Source organism: Mesorhizobium sp. M1423, from assembly GCF_040317575.1.
Classification (GTDB): Bacteria; Pseudomonadota; Alphaproteobacteria; order Rhizobiales; family Rhizobiaceae; genus Mesorhizobium.
Genome location: NZ_JAMYKU010000025.1, coordinates 67,492 through 80,953 on the forward strand (window position 1 = coordinate 67,492; position 13,462 = coordinate 80,953).

The following is a 13,462-nucleotide window of genomic DNA, read 5'->3' on the forward strand; positions in this document are numbered from 1 at the left end:
CAATCGGGCCGCAGCAAATCCGCGGGCAGGTCGCCTTCCTGCACATGTCCGACGCGCGGCCGCATAGCTTCAAGTGCAGCGTGCCCAGACCAGACGGAACACAGTCATGAAACTCACCCTCTCCTGGCTCAAGGATCACCTCGAGACCGATGCCTCGCTGGCGGAAATCGTCGAACGTCTCACCTCGATCGGCCTCGAGGTCGAGCATGTCGACGACCGGGCGAGCCTGGCCCCCTTCGTCATCGCCAAGGTGCTGGCGGCGGTCCAGCATCCCGACGCCGACCGGCTTCGCGTGCTGACCGTCGACACCGGCGACGACAGGGCGCCAGTGCAGGTCGTGTGTGGAGCGCCGAACGCCCGCGCCGGCCTGATCGGCGCCTTTGCAGCACCCGGCACCTATATTCCCGGCATCGACGTGACGCTGGCCGTCGGCAAGATCCGCGGCGTCGAAAGCCACGGCATGATGTGCTCCGAGCGCGAGCTCGAACTGTCCGAGGAGCATGACGGCATCATCGACCTGCCGGCCGATGCGCCGGTCGGCACCAGTTTCGCCGCCTATGCCCATCTCGATGATCCGCTGATCGAGATCAATCTGACGCCGAACCGGCCGGATGCCACCAGCGTCCATGGCATCGCCCGCGATTTGGCGGCAAGCGGGCTCGGCACGCTGAAGAGCGCGCCGATAGAGCCGATCCCCGGCAAGGGCGAGACGCCGGTCAAGGTGACGATCGAAGCGCCGGAGCTCTGTCCCGGCTTTGCGCTGCGCCTGGTGCGCGGCGTCAAGAACGGACCGTCGCCGAAATGGTTGCAGCAAAGGCTTCTCGCCATCGGCTTGAGGCCGATCAGCGCGCTCGTCGACATCACCAATTACGTCACCTTCGATCGCGGCCGGCCGCTGCATGTGTTCGACGCTGCGAAGGTCACCGGCAACCTCACCGTGCGCCGGGCACGCGACGGCGAAAAGGTGCTGGCGCTCGACGGCCGCCAATACACGCTGACGCCGGAGATGTGCGTCATCGCCGACCAGGACGGCATCGAATCGATCGCCGGCATCATGGGCGGTGAGCATTCCGGCTGCGACGAGAACACCACCGACGTGCTGATCGAGTCGGCGCTTTGGGATCCGATCACCACCGCCCGCACCGGCCGCACGCTCGGCATCATCACCGATGCACGCTACCGCTTCGAGCGTGGCGTCGACCCGGAAATGATGATTCCCGGCGTGGAGCTGGCGACGAAGCTGGTGCTCGATTTCTGCGGTGGCACGCCGGCGCAAACCGAAGTCGTCGGCTATGCCGGCCATCAGCCGAAGATCGTCTCGTTCCCCTTGTCGGAAGTGAAGCGGCTGACCGGCATCGAAGTGCCGCGCTCGACAAGCCTCGACATTCTAGCCCGCCTCGGCTTCAGGCCGGAGGGCACGGGCGATGTCGTCAATGTGGCGGTCCCGTCCTGGCGGCCGGATATCGACGGCAAGGCCGACCTGGTCGAGGAGGTCATGCGCATCCACGGCGTCGACAATATCGCGCCGCAGCCGCTCGGTTCCCATGACGCGGTCAACGCCAAGATCCTGACTGTGCTGCAGATCCGCACCCGCGCCGCCAAGCGGGCACTTGCCGTGCGCGGCATGATGGAGGCCGTCACCTGGTCGTTCATTCCGGCAAAACACGCCGAATTGTTCGGCGGCGGCCAGCAGGCGTTGAAGCTTGCCAACCCGATCGCCGCCGATATGTCGGACATGCGGCCGTCGCTGCTGCCGGGCCTGATCGCAGCCGCGCAGCGCAACGCCGACAAGGGCATCGGCGATGTCGCGCTGTTCGAAGTGTCGGGCACTTACGAGGGCGACGGCGCCGACCAGCAGCGGCGTGTTGCCGCCGGCGTTCGGCGCGGCACCGCCAAGCTCGAGGGCTCCGGCCGTCATTGGGCCGGCAACGCCGGCGCCGTCGGCGTCTTCGACGCCAAAGCCGATGCGATCGCAGCACTCGAAGCCTGCGGCGCGCCGGTCGAGCGGCTGCAGATCGAGGCCGGCAGCCCGGCCTGGTATCACCCCGGCCGCTCCGGCACGATCAAGCTCGGGCCGAAGGTAATCCTTGGCACGTTCGGCGAGTTCCACCCGAAGACGCTGGAGGGGCTTGACGTCTCCGGTCCGCTTTGCGGGTTTGAGGTGTTCATCGATGCCGTGCCCGAGCCGAAGGCCAAGCCGACGCGGACAAAGCCGAGGCTCGATCTGTCCGCCTTCCAGGCGGTCAAGCGCGATTTCGCCTTCGTCGTCGACAAGGCGGTCGAAGCCGGCACACTCGTTCGCGCCGCCCTTGCCGCAGACCGGAAGCTGATTTCCGGCGTCTCGGTGTTCGATGTTTTCGAGGGTGCAGCGCTCGGCGCGGCGAAGAAGTCGATCGCCATCGAAGTTTCGATCCAGCCGGTCGAAAAGACGCTGACCGACGAGGATTTCGAGGCGCTGGCCAAGCGCATCGTCGAGAATGTCGGCAAACAGACCGGCGGCGTGCTGCGCGGCTGAGGGATTGCGGACGCATGGCGAATCGCCCTCCAAAGGGCGATGAACCATTTGCGCTATTCAGGGCTGCCCTTCGAGGAACAGCGTGCAGCCTTTCTCGATATCGTCTCGGCCGATCCGCTGGTCGGCGAGACGCTGTCGCGGGTACGGGCGCTCGACCTCCCCGACTGGCTGGTCGTGTCCGGCGCGCTTTACAACAGCGTCTGGAATCATCTGACGGCGAAGCCTTCGGGATATGGCATTCGTGATGTCGATCTGTTCTATTTCGATGAGAGCGATCTGTCTTACGAGGCCGAGGACACGGTCATCCGCCGGGCGGCGAAGCAGTTCGAAGGACTGACGCTGCCGGTCGAAGTGCGCAACCAGGCGCGGGTGCATCTGTGGTTTGAGGCGCGCTTTGGCGGTTCCTATCCCAGACTGTCGTCGTCCGCCGAGGCGCTGTCCTATTTCGCTTCGAAAACCCATGCGGTCGGCGTTAGATTCGGCACCGATGGGCAACTCGCGCTCGTGGCGCCGTTCGGGCTCGACGACATCTTCTCGTTTCGCGTTACCCCGAACCGTGCACTGGATAATCAGCAGACGCACGAGATGAAGGGCGCGCGTGCGAGGGAGAACTGGCCGGAGATCAGTGTCGTGCCTTGGTAGGAAATGTCGGCGGGACAGCACCCCCTCTGTCCTGCCGGGCATCTTCCCCTCAAAGGGGGAGATCGGCAGCTTCGCCGCCCTACCCCTCTTTCAACGTTGGCGATTGGCGAAAGTCGAAGTGACATCCAATCTCCCCCCTTGAGGGGGAGATGTCCGGCAGGACAGAGGGGGGTGCCTCGCGCCAATATCTCGCAATTATTTGCATTGCGGTGCGACCGAAAACGGGACGCCGAAACGCCCCGTTTCGATTACGCCGTCGATCGCCGTTCAACCGTTGACCAGCGCCAGCAGCTCCTCGGTATAGCGCTTACCGACCACCTTCTCCGGCGACAGCGCATCGCCAATGGATGCCACCTCGGCCTGGCTCAGCACGATATCCGCTGCCGCCGTATTCTGCTCCAGATGGCGGATTTTTCGCGCACCCGGGATCGGCACAATGAAGTCGCCCTGATGCAGCACCCAGGCGAGCGCCAGCTGCGCCGGCGTTACGCCCTTCTCGGCAGCAATCTTTTCCAGCACCGCGATGACCACCGCATTGGCCGCCATGGCGTCGGCCTGGAAGCGCGGCAACCCGCGGCGCCAGTCGTCGGCGCCGAGAACATCGGGCTTGGCAATCGTGCCGGTGAGCAGGCCGCGGCCGAGCGGGCTATAGGGGACAAAGCCGATGCCGAGCTCGCGACAGACGGCAAACACCTCTTCCTCCGGATCGCGGCTCCACAGCGAATATTCGCTCTGCACCGCGGCGATCGGATGCACCGCATGCGCCCGGCGGATGGTCGCCGCACTCGCCTCCGACAGGCCGAGCGCCCGCACCTTGCCCTCGCGCACCAGCTCGGCCATGGCGCCGACCGTATCCTCGATCGGCACTTTGGGGTCGACGCGGTGCTGGTAATAGAGGTCGATGACCTCGGTATCCAGCCGCTTCAACGACGCTTCGGCAACCGCCTTGACGTGTTCCGGGCGGCTGTCGACGCCGGCCATGCGCTCCATGCCGCTGCCTTCTTCCAGGATCTTGAAGCCGAATTTCGTCGCAATCGTCACCTTGTCACGCACCGGCTTCAGCGCCTTGCCAACCAGGATTTCGTTCTCGTAGGGGCCATAGACTTCGGCCGTGTCGAAGAAATTGACGCCGATGTCGACAGCGTGGCGCAGCGTGGCGATCGCGTCCGCCTCCGGCTGGCCACCATAGGCAAAGCTCATCCCCATGCAGCCGAGGCCGACCGGGTAGACGTCAAGTTCATTGCCGAGCTTGCGGGTTTGCATCACGTATCTCCTTGTTGTGATGGTTGTGATGCCGCAGAGATAGCGTCTTGCGCTGCGTTCGATAATCGGCTCTCATTTGCACAGGCTGTTCCAAAAAATAGATCAATGAAGCGAACCCATCTTTCACAGCTCGCTGTACTGGCAACGGTCGCCCAATGCGGCAGTTTTCGCGGCGCGGCCAAGGAGCTGGCAATCGCGCCATCGGCGGTCAGCCACGCGGTTTCCAGCCTCGAAGCGCGCCTCGGCGTGCGCCTTCTGGCGCGCAGCACGCGCAGCGTCGCTCCGACCGAGGAAGGCGCGCAACTGCTCGAACGTCTCAGGCCGGCGCTATCGGAGATCGATCTGGCGCTGGAATCGGCGATCGAGGCGCGCGACCGGCCGGCCGGCAATCTCAGGCTGACCGTGCCGCGCACCGCGGCCCACCTGACGCTGACGCCAAGACTCGGCGCCTTTGCCGCCGCTTATCCGGAGATCGTGCTGGAGATCGTCATCGAGGACCGCTTCACCGATGTGGTCGAGGGCGGCTTCGATGCCGGTGTGCGACTGGGCGAGAGCCTGCAGCGCGACATGATCGCCGTGCGCATCGGGCCGAACCTTCGCGGCGCCGTGGTCGGCGCGCCATCCTACTTCGAGACCAGGCCCAAGCCGCAGCATCCGCGCGATCTTGCCGGTCACCGCTGCATCCGCTTCCGCTTCTCCAGCGGCATTCTCTATCGCTGGGAATTCGAGAAGAACGGCGAGGAGATCGAAATCCCGGTGCAAGGGCCGCTGATCCTCGACGAGGACCATTTGATTGCCAACGCCGCAGTCGACGGCGCCGGGCTCGCCTTCGTGTTCGAGGACTATGTCCGCGACGCGCTCGCCGCTGGCAAGCTTGTTCGCGTGCTGGAGGACTGGTGCCCGCCTTTCGACGGCTTCTTCGTCTATTACCCAAGCCGCCGCCAGATGCGGCCGGCGCTCAGGGCCTTTGTTGATTTCTTCAAGGTCGGCGAGTAAGCCAACCCTCCCCACAAGGGAGAGGTGGAAGAAAGCCGACCTGGCATTCGTTCACCGACCATGTCAGCACTGCCCAAAAACCAGGCCACCGGCTACGGCTGGACGGCGATCATCCTTCACTGGCTGATCGCGGCGCTCTTTATCGGCCAGTTCGTGCTCGGCTTCGTCATGGTGCGACTGTCCAGCCAGCGCACCGCCTTCGAACTGATCCAGCTGCATAAATCCTTCGGCTTCCTGCTGCTTGGGCTGGTCATCCTGCGCATCGCCTGGCGCCTTGGCAGACCGGCCCCGCCGCTGCCGCGCTCGGTCGGCCCGTTCGAGCGCCGCATCGCGCCACTTGTCCATCTTGCGCTTTATGCGTTTCAGCTCGCTCTGCCGCTGTCCGGCTGGGCGCTGGTCTCGGTCTCGGTGCTGGAGATCCCGAGCGTGCCGTTCAATCTGTTTGTTATGCCCAATCTGCCGCTTGGCGAATCGGACGTGGCTGAAAGCTTCTGGGCAGCGACGCACTGGTATCTCGCCTATGCCGGCATCGGACTTGTCGCTTTGCATCTGGCCGCGGCGCTGCGTCATCATTTCTGGCTGAGGGATACCGTGCTGATGCGCATGATCACGGCTTCGTCACATCGCGACACGGAATAGAGCGGGCGGCTCATTCGTTCATGGGGCGAGGACGCAAGAAAGCGTTGCCTGCCAAGAGGACCATTTCCATGTACGCGCGCATCTTCGGATTTGCGGCAGCCGCCGCTTGTTTTGCTATGCCTGTTTTCGCCGCCGTCGCCCTTGGCGACGCGGCCGGCAGCTACACCATCAGCCCGGGGAGTTCCAGCATCCACTTCTCGATCGGCAAGCTCGGCGGCGGAGGGCTCGACGGTGCTTTCTCCCGCTTCAAGGGCAGTATCCTCATCGACAACAGCGATGTCGGCCGGTCCCAGGTCAATTTCACCATCTTCCCCGAAAGCGTCGGTACCGGCCAAAGTCGCATCGACGCCTTTCTTCGCTCGGACGCGGTTTTCGACGCGGCCAACAATCCGGAGATCCAGTTCCGTTCGACCAGCGTCAAACGCACCGGCGCCACGTCAGCCCTTGTCACCGGCCGGCTGACGGCGCGCGGCAAGACCTTTCAGGAAAAGTTCACGGCCGAGCTCGGCGGCCTCAGGGCGGGCACGATAAAATTCCATGTCACCGGCAAGGTGTTGCGGTCGCGCTACGGCATGGATGTCGGCACGCCGATTTACTCCAACGTCGTCGACTTCGACATGACGCTGACGGGTAGAAGGGGATAGTCTTTGCAGGACCTGGGTTCGTCGCCCCCGCAAGGGCAGCGCCGGCATCCGGAAAAGCCGCAGATGATCGCCCTGTTCGCCGCCAGGCTCCCGCATTGGCTTTTCTCCTGAATTAGGGCAAACCTCCAGGCCTGCAATCGAGAGGAGAAATCTGATGTTCCGATGGGGTGTTTTGTCGACGGCCAAGATCGGCCGCGAGCAGCTTTTGCCGGCAATCGTCGAGGCGGAGAACGGCGTGCTGTCGGCGATCGCCAGCCGCGATCTGTCGAAAGCCCGGGCACTGGGCGAACGCTTCGGCGCGCGCCACGCTTTCGGCTCCTATGAGGAGCTGCTCGCCTCCAGCGACATCGACGGCGTCTACATTCCGCTGCCGACCTCGCAGCATGTCGAATGGACGGCCAAGGCGATCGAGGCCGGCAAGCATGTTCTGGTCGAAAAGCCGCTGGCGCTCGATGCCAAGGATATTCCGCCGCTGATCAAGCTGCGCGATGCCAGGAAGGTGCTGGTCTGCGAAGCCTTCATGGTCGTCTACCATCCGCAATGGATCAAGGTGCGCGAGCTGATCGCCAACGGCGCCATCGGCCGGCTGCGCCATGTCCAGGGCGCGTTCTCCTATTACAATGTCGACCCCAACAACATGCGCAACAAGCTCGATCTCGGCGGCGGCGCGCTGCCCGACATCGGTGTCTACCCGACGGTGTCGACACGCTTTTCGACGGGCAAGGAGCCGCTGCGCGTCCAGGCGACGATCGAGCGCGACAAGACGTTCGGCACCGACATCTATTCCTCGATCCGCGCCGATTTCGGCGATTTCGAGCTGTCATTCTACCTGTCGACGCAGATGGCGGCACGCCAGGTGATGGTGTTCCACGGCGAGAAGGGATTCATCGAGGTGTTCTCACCGTTCAACGCCGGGCTCTATGACCATCACCGCGTCGAGCTGCACAACCAGAACCACAGCGAGGCGCAGGTATTCCGCTTTCCCGGCACGCAGCAATACCGGCTGGAAGTCGAGGCCTTCGCGCGGGCGGCACAGGGCGGCAAGGACCGCGTTTTCACCCTGGAAGAATCGGTGCTCAACCAGAAGGTCATCGATGCCATCTTCCGCGCCGGCGAGAAGGAAGGCTGGGAGACAGTCTAGGCCGGCCATGATCCCAAAAAATGAGGGACCGGTTTTTGGACGAGATCATGGCCAAATAGATGCCAAACGACGCGGATGTGATCATTGTCGGCGCCGGCCTTGCCGGTCTTGTCGCGGCGGCCGAACTGACTGAGGCCGGCAAGAAGACCATCATCGTCGAGCAGGAGCCGGAGCAGTCGCTTGGCGGCCAGGCGTTCTGGTCGCTCGGCGGCATCTTCCTTGTCGATTCGCCCGAACAGCGGCGCATGCGCATCCGCGATTCGTATGAGCTGGCGCTCGAGGATTGGCTGGGCACTGCAGCCTTCGACCGCACGGAAGATCTCTGGCCGCGCCGCTGGGCTGAGGCCTATGTCGGCTTCGCCGCCGGCGAGAAGCGCTCCTGGCTCATGCAGCGCGGCCTGAAATTCTTTCCGGTGGTCGGCTGGGCCGAGCGCGGCGGCGGCAATGCCGCCGGCCACGGCAATTCGGTGCCGCGCTTCCATGTCACCTGGGGCACCGGGCCTGGTGTGCTCGAACCGTTCGTGCAGCGCGTGCGCGAGGCCGTTAAGCGTGGGCTGATCCGCTTCAAATTCCGTCACCGGGTTAACGAATTGACCCGGACGGGCGCCGTCGTCGACGGCGTGCGCGGCGACATATTGGCGGCGAGCGATGCCGAGCGCGGCCGCAAGAGCTCGCGCGAGATCACAGCCGATTTCGAGTTGAAGGCGCAGGCCGTCATCGTCGCCTCCGGCGGCATCGGCGCCAATCACGAGCTGGTCCGGGAGAATTGGCCGCAACGGCTGGGTGCGCCTCCAAAACGCATGATCACCGGCGTTCCCGACCATGTCGACGGCCGCATGCTGGCGATCGCCGAGGCTGCCGGCGGCAGGCTCATCAACCGCGACCGCATGTGGCACTATGTCGAGGGCATCAGGAACTGGGCGCCGCTCTGGACCGACCATGCGATCCGCATCCTGCCCGGCCCGTCATCGCTGTGGCTCGATGCGCGCGGCAAACGCCTGCCGGTGCCGCTCTATCCCGGCTTCGATACGCTGGCGACGCTCAGCCACATCATGAGCACGGGCTTCGACTATTCCTGGTTCATCCTGACCAAAAAGATCATCCAGAAGGAGTTCGCGCTGTCGGGCTCCGAGCAGAACCCCGATCTGACCGGGAAAAGCTGGCGCCAGGTGCTTGGCCGTGCCACCAGCGGCGTGCCCGCGCCGGTCAAGGCGTTCATGGAGAAGAGCGAGGATTTCATCGTCGAGGCCGAACTGCCGGCGCTGGTCGCCCGCATGAACGCACTGGCCGGCGGCGAGCCGCTGCTCGAACTGGCGCAGGTCGAGCGCGAAATCCGCGCTCGCGACCGGCAGCTCGACAATCCGTTCTCCAAGGACATGCAGATTACCGCGCTGCGCGGCGCGCGCGCCTATCTCGGCGACCGGCTGATCCGTACCGCAAGGCCGCACAAGCTGCTCGATCCCGCCAATGGCCCGCTGATCGCGGTCAGGCTCGGCATCCTGACCCGCAAGACGCTCGGCGGGCTTGAGACGGACCTCGACAGCCGCGTGCTGGGCGCCGGCGGCCAACCGGTCGAAGGGCTGTACGCGGTGGGCGAGGCCGCCGGTTTCGGCGGCGGCGGCATGCACGGCTATGCAGCGCTCGAAGGTACGTTTCTCGGCGGCTGCATCTTTTCCGGCCGCAGTGCCGGACGGGCAGCGGCGCGAGCGGTGGGGTGAAACAAGGCGCTTTAGGCGAAGGGTTGCAAATTGACGTCTTGAAGCTTGGAACCGGCAAGCAAAGCCTCGAGCACCTGCTTCTTGAGGAACAGGCACTGCGCACGGGCAAGTTTGACGATGGCGGAAACGTCGCCTGCCTCGCAGGCAAGAACCAGTTCCTTTTGCTGGGCGATGATCAACTGGGTGAAGTCGCGCGACTTGAAGCCCAGGTGGAGAACCCGCGCCGACTGGTCGAGTATCTGGTCCAGGAGATGCGCCAGCCGCAAATTTCCCGAGAGCTCCGCAAGGGCCAGGCGAAAAGCACGATCGGCCGCAAGGAAGGCAATGTGGCTGCGTAGCGTCTCCGGCTTCAGCACTTTTTGCGCTGCCAGCCTAACATCCTCGAGCCCGCGCTCGGTCATGTTCGATGCCGCCACCCTGAACACTTCCGGTTCGATCAAGCTGCGGACATCGAAGATCTCGTTGACGTCGCGCAGGCTGAGCGTCGCAACGACGTAGCCGCGGCGCGGCTCGCTCCTGACCAGCCCTTCCTGCATCAGGCGGGCCAACGCCGCGCGGATGGTAGCCTTTTTGATCAGGTATCGATCGCCGATCTGTTTCTCGGTGAGCGCTTCGCCGGGGCGCAGCACACAGGCTATGATGTCGTTCCTCAGCTGCTCATATGCCTGTTCCCTGCGAAGGACGTCGGCGGCTGACAGTGCTGTCGCCTCGGCCGTGGCCGGCCCTGCCGGTTCGGCGGTCAACTTCGTCGTTTTCATATTCTGTCCGTCTGGCTGTCCCGTTGACGCTGGCCTCAGCATTCGCTAGCGTGAGCACCTCAGATTGATAATCTGAGCATCTCAGGGAGGATAACTGATATGCCTTTAGCCGCCAACTCACCTCTCTACGCCGTTGCCGATGATATCGTCAATGCCGCGAGAGGCCCAGATCCCCTCGAAGCGGTAAGGACGGTCCTGGGCGACTACACGAACCGTTTTCACGCATCGGGAACACTCGCTCACGAAGAAGACGACGACGAGGTGCTTCTGCATGCGAGCCCTAACCTGACGATCTATCACATCACGCTGTCGCCCGGCCTGCAGTAGCCGCCTCATAACCACCTGATGGATGCCTTGATCGGCATCTACAAGGGCAGCGAGACGAACTTCATCTATCCTGTTGCCGGCAGCGAACTCGATGTCCCGGAAAGGCAGGACATCGCAGCGCCTGCCGTGGTGCACATGGCCTCAAATACCGTGCATTCGGTTGCGAATACCGGCAGCGCGCGATCGGGTGCGCTGCATGTCTACCTCGGCGATCTCACACGAACCCACCGGCAGCTGTGGAGCCCGGAAAGCAACCAGGCCGAGCCGTTTGACAATGACCGCTACCTGGCCGGCGCACGGCCCATTCAGCAGTCCGGGCGCGAATGAGCGCAGAGGCGTCGCTGGCGGCGAAATTGGCCGTGATCAGCGAACCCGTCGGAATCGCGTCACACTTGTCACTCTCGCCAATCCGCTATCAGCCCCTATCCTATCTCACGACCCAACACGTCGCGCCGGTGCGGCGACAAACCAGCAAGGGAGATGCACAATGATGGCACATCAGAATGGCACAGGCGAGCAGGCGACGCGGCTCGCGATGAAGACACCACCGGTGGTTTCGCCTGACGCGTGGGAGGCCGCGCGCCAGCAACTGCTCGTGAAGGAGAAGACCGTGACCCGGGCTCGCGACGCACTGGCCGCCGAGCGCCGGCGGATGCCATGGGTGGCGGTGGAGAAGTCCTATACGTTCGAAGGGCCTGACGGAAAGGTGAGCCTGCTCGACCTGTTCGAGGGCCGCCGCCAGCTGGTCGTCTACCGTGCCTTCTTCGAGCCCGGCGTATTTGGCTGGCCCGATCACGCCTGCCGCGGCTGTTCGCTGGGGGCGGATCAGGTCGGCAATCTCGCCCATTTGAACGCGCGCGACACCACGCTTGCCTACGCCTCGCGCGCACCGCAGGCCGACATTGCGCGGCTAAAGGCGCGGATGGACTGGAAGATGCCCTGGTACACCATCACCGACAGCTTCGATGCTGATTTCGGCGTTGACGAGTGGCACGGCCACAACGTGTTCATCCGCGACGGCGATCGCGTGTTCCGCACCTACTTCATCAACAACCGCGGCGACGAGGCGATGGGGACCGTATGGAGCTACCTCGACCTGACGCCGCTCGGCCGCCAGGAGGTTTGGGAGGATTCGCCCGAGGGCTATCCGCAGACGCCGACATACAAGTGGTGGAACTGGCACGACAATTACGGCGCCGAAGCCGTCCCCGACAAAAAATGGGTCGAGATATCGGACGCCGGAGAGGCCGCGTTCCGGAATCGCACCGAATAGAACATCTTTGGCGTCGCAGAAATGCGGCTAAGACAAATGGAGGAGCGGGATGCGCTGTTCATTCGAACGCATCCCGCTCACTACCAGGGACAACGGACATGAGCGAGATTCATGCAGGCGGATCCGGCGGCGATGCGAGCCCGGCCGCCCTTGGCGCAGCCGACTGGCTGTCCTTCGCCGCCGCGCCGACCTTCGCAACCATGGCGTTGTTGACACTGCTCGGCGGCGCGCCGGATATGATGTGCTCGACCGGGCAAGAGACCTCACCGCTGGGCGGCATGGTCCCGATGTACCTGCTGATGAGCGCCTTTCATTTGGGGCCTTGGCTGAGGCGGGTTTCCGGGCGGCGACGCAGCCGCAAGTAGAGCTATCCCGGCGGATAAAAGCCCGTCGGGGTGAGGAGGACATCCCTCACCAGATCCATTCGCCCTTCCCCAGAACCGTCACTGCATCGACAATCCGGGTAAAGCTCGAGCGGGCGCGGCCGACCGTGTGCCTGGCGCGCAAATAGCCATGCACCAGCCCCGGCTCCTCGAGCCACCAGGCACGTCCGCCCGCGGCAACGATGCGGTCGCGATAGGCTTCGCCGTCCGACGACAGCGGGTCGCATTCGGCGGTGATCACGACGGTGGGCGGCAGATTGGCAAAGTCGGCGTCGGCGAGCGGCGACAAGGTGAGATCGCCGGTGCGGTCCTCGCCCCCGGTCCTGATGTCCCTGTAGAAAACGAGGTCGCGCACGTTAAGCATCGGCGCTTCCGCGTGGGTGACGTAGGAGCCGGCGGAGCTGTCGCCGCCAAGGCCGGGATAGACCAGAATCTGGCCGATCGGCTTGCGCGCATGGCCGCGCGTCGCGTGGCTGACGGCGGCGGCGAGATTGCCGCCGGCGCTATCGCCGCACAGCAGGATAGGACGCTCGTAGGTGGTCGACGCCCATTCGAAGGCGCTGATGGCATCGTCGAAGGCGGCCGGATGAAGGTGTTCCGGCGCCAGCCGGTAGTCGACCGAAACCACTTCGTAGCCGGTGCGGCTGCAAAGCTCGGCGCAGAGGTCGTCATGGCTATCGAGCCCGCCGAGGACAAAACCGCCGCCATGGAAATAAAGCACCATCGCCGCTGTTTCCGGCGCCGGGGCGCGGTAGACGCGGATCGGGATGTGCCAGGGTGTGGCAATGGCGGTGGTTTCCGCCGTGACGCCTTGGGGATAGCCGGCAAAGAACTCGCGGCACATCCGGTTATAGATCTCGCGCTGCTCGGCGATGGTGTAGTCGATCGTATCGGGTGGATAATAGGAATTGGTCCGCTCGATGAAGGCCCAGGTCTCGGCGTCGATGAGGGTTTTGTAGTTGGTCATGGGCGCCGAATGGGCCGCCAAGGTTGAGCTTGGACACCCCCCTCTGGCCTGCCGGCCATCTCCCCCGCAAGGGGGGAGATCGGCAGCTTTGGCCTTGCCGCTTGTCCTGCAACGCTGGAAATTGGCGAAATCCGATGCGACATCCGATCTCCCCACTTGCGGGGGAGATGCCCGGCAGGGCAGAGGGGGGTGTGAA

General features: G+C 64.2%; 14 protein-coding genes. 11 read left to right on the forward strand and 3 right to left on the reverse strand.

The features are described from left to right. Window positions 1-106 precede the first annotated feature (106 nt). Window positions 107-2,515, forward strand: a complete 2,409-nt coding sequence (gene pheT, locus NKG95_RS26300; RefSeq protein ID WP_353042923.1) for a phenylalanine--tRNA ligase subunit beta — start codon at window positions 107-109, stop codon at window positions 2,513-2,515. A gap of 39 nt (window positions 2,516-2,554) precedes the next feature. Next, window positions 2,555-3,157, forward strand: coding sequence for a nucleotidyltransferase family protein (locus tag NKG95_RS26305; RefSeq protein WP_352484467.1), 603 nt, complete (start codon window positions 2,555-2,557; stop codon window positions 3,155-3,157). 267 nt (window positions 3,158-3,424) lie between these two features. Here the strand turns inward: NKG95_RS26305 and NKG95_RS26310 are convergent, their stop codons facing one another. Further along, window positions 3,425-4,420, reverse strand: a complete 996-nt coding sequence (locus NKG95_RS26310; RefSeq protein WP_353042924.1) for an aldo/keto reductase — start codon at window positions 4,418-4,420, stop codon at window positions 3,425-3,427. Window positions 4,421-4,525: 105 nt separating this feature from the next. On the opposite strand from NKG95_RS26310, the gene NKG95_RS26315 reads away from it, so the two are divergent. The 5 genes from NKG95_RS26315 (at window position 4,526) to NKG95_RS26335 (ending at window position 9,558) form a co-directional block, all read left to right on the forward strand. Then, window positions 4,526-5,416 (forward strand): LysR family transcriptional regulator, encoded by an 891-nt coding sequence (locus tag NKG95_RS26315; RefSeq protein WP_352591867.1) that lies wholly within the window; start codon window positions 4,526-4,528, stop codon window positions 5,414-5,416. Window positions 5,417-5,476: 60 nt separating this feature from the next. Further along, window positions 5,477-6,055, forward strand: a complete 579-nt coding sequence (locus NKG95_RS26320; protein ID WP_352484688.1) for a cytochrome b — start codon at window positions 5,477-5,479, stop codon at window positions 6,053-6,055. Between the two features lie 68 nt (window positions 6,056-6,123). Continuing rightward, the gene (locus NKG95_RS26325) at window positions 6,124-6,699 is read left to right on the forward strand and encodes a YceI family protein (RefSeq protein ID WP_352484690.1); all 576 of its coding nucleotides are present in this window, start codon (window positions 6,124-6,126) and stop codon (window positions 6,697-6,699) included. 154 nt (window positions 6,700-6,853) lie between these two features. Next, the gene (locus NKG95_RS26330; RefSeq protein ID WP_352484691.1) at window positions 6,854-7,840 is read left to right on the forward strand and encodes a Gfo/Idh/MocA family protein; all 987 of its coding nucleotides are present in this window, start codon (window positions 6,854-6,856) and stop codon (window positions 7,838-7,840) included. Between the two features lie 59 nt (window positions 7,841-7,899). Continuing rightward, a complete protein-coding gene (locus NKG95_RS26335) occupies window positions 7,900-9,558 on the forward strand; it encodes an FAD-binding dehydrogenase (RefSeq protein WP_353042925.1) in 1,659 nt (552 codons plus the stop codon). A gap of 11 nt (window positions 9,559-9,569) precedes the next feature. On the opposite strand, the gene NKG95_RS26340 is transcribed toward NKG95_RS26335, so the two are convergent. Continuing rightward, window positions 9,570-10,316 carry a GntR family transcriptional regulator gene (locus tag NKG95_RS26340; RefSeq protein WP_352847704.1) on the reverse strand — a complete coding sequence of 249 codons (747 nt, stop codon included), beginning with the start codon at window positions 10,314-10,316 and terminating at the stop codon, window positions 9,570-9,572. 99 nt (window positions 10,317-10,415) lie between these two features. On the opposite strand from NKG95_RS26340, the gene NKG95_RS26345 reads away from it, so the two are divergent. From NKG95_RS26345 to NKG95_RS26360, 4 genes are all read left to right on the forward strand, one after another. Beyond that, window positions 10,416-10,643, forward strand: a complete 228-nt coding sequence (locus NKG95_RS26345) for a hypothetical protein (protein WP_353042926.1) — start codon at window positions 10,416-10,418, stop codon at window positions 10,641-10,643. Window positions 10,644-10,670: 27 nt separating this feature from the next. Next, entirely contained in the window at window positions 10,671-10,970 is a 300-nt protein-coding gene (locus tag NKG95_RS26350) for a hypothetical protein (protein WP_353042927.1), read from the forward strand. Between the two features lie 163 nt (window positions 10,971-11,133). After that, window positions 11,134-11,916 (forward strand): DUF899 domain-containing protein, encoded by a 783-nt coding sequence (locus tag NKG95_RS26355; RefSeq protein WP_353042941.1) that lies wholly within the window; start codon window positions 11,134-11,136, stop codon window positions 11,914-11,916. Window positions 11,917-12,014: 98 nt separating this feature from the next. Further along, the gene (locus NKG95_RS26360) at window positions 12,015-12,281 is read left to right on the forward strand and encodes a hypothetical protein (protein ID WP_352495233.1); all 267 of its coding nucleotides are present in this window, start codon (window positions 12,015-12,017) and stop codon (window positions 12,279-12,281) included. A gap of 46 nt (window positions 12,282-12,327) precedes the next feature. On the opposite strand, the gene NKG95_RS26365 is transcribed toward NKG95_RS26360, so the two are convergent. Then, the gene (locus NKG95_RS26365) at window positions 12,328-13,266 is read right to left on the reverse strand and encodes an alpha/beta hydrolase (protein ID WP_353042928.1); all 939 of its coding nucleotides are present in this window, start codon (window positions 13,264-13,266) and stop codon (window positions 12,328-12,330) included. Between the last annotated feature and the right edge of the window lie 196 nt (window positions 13,267-13,462).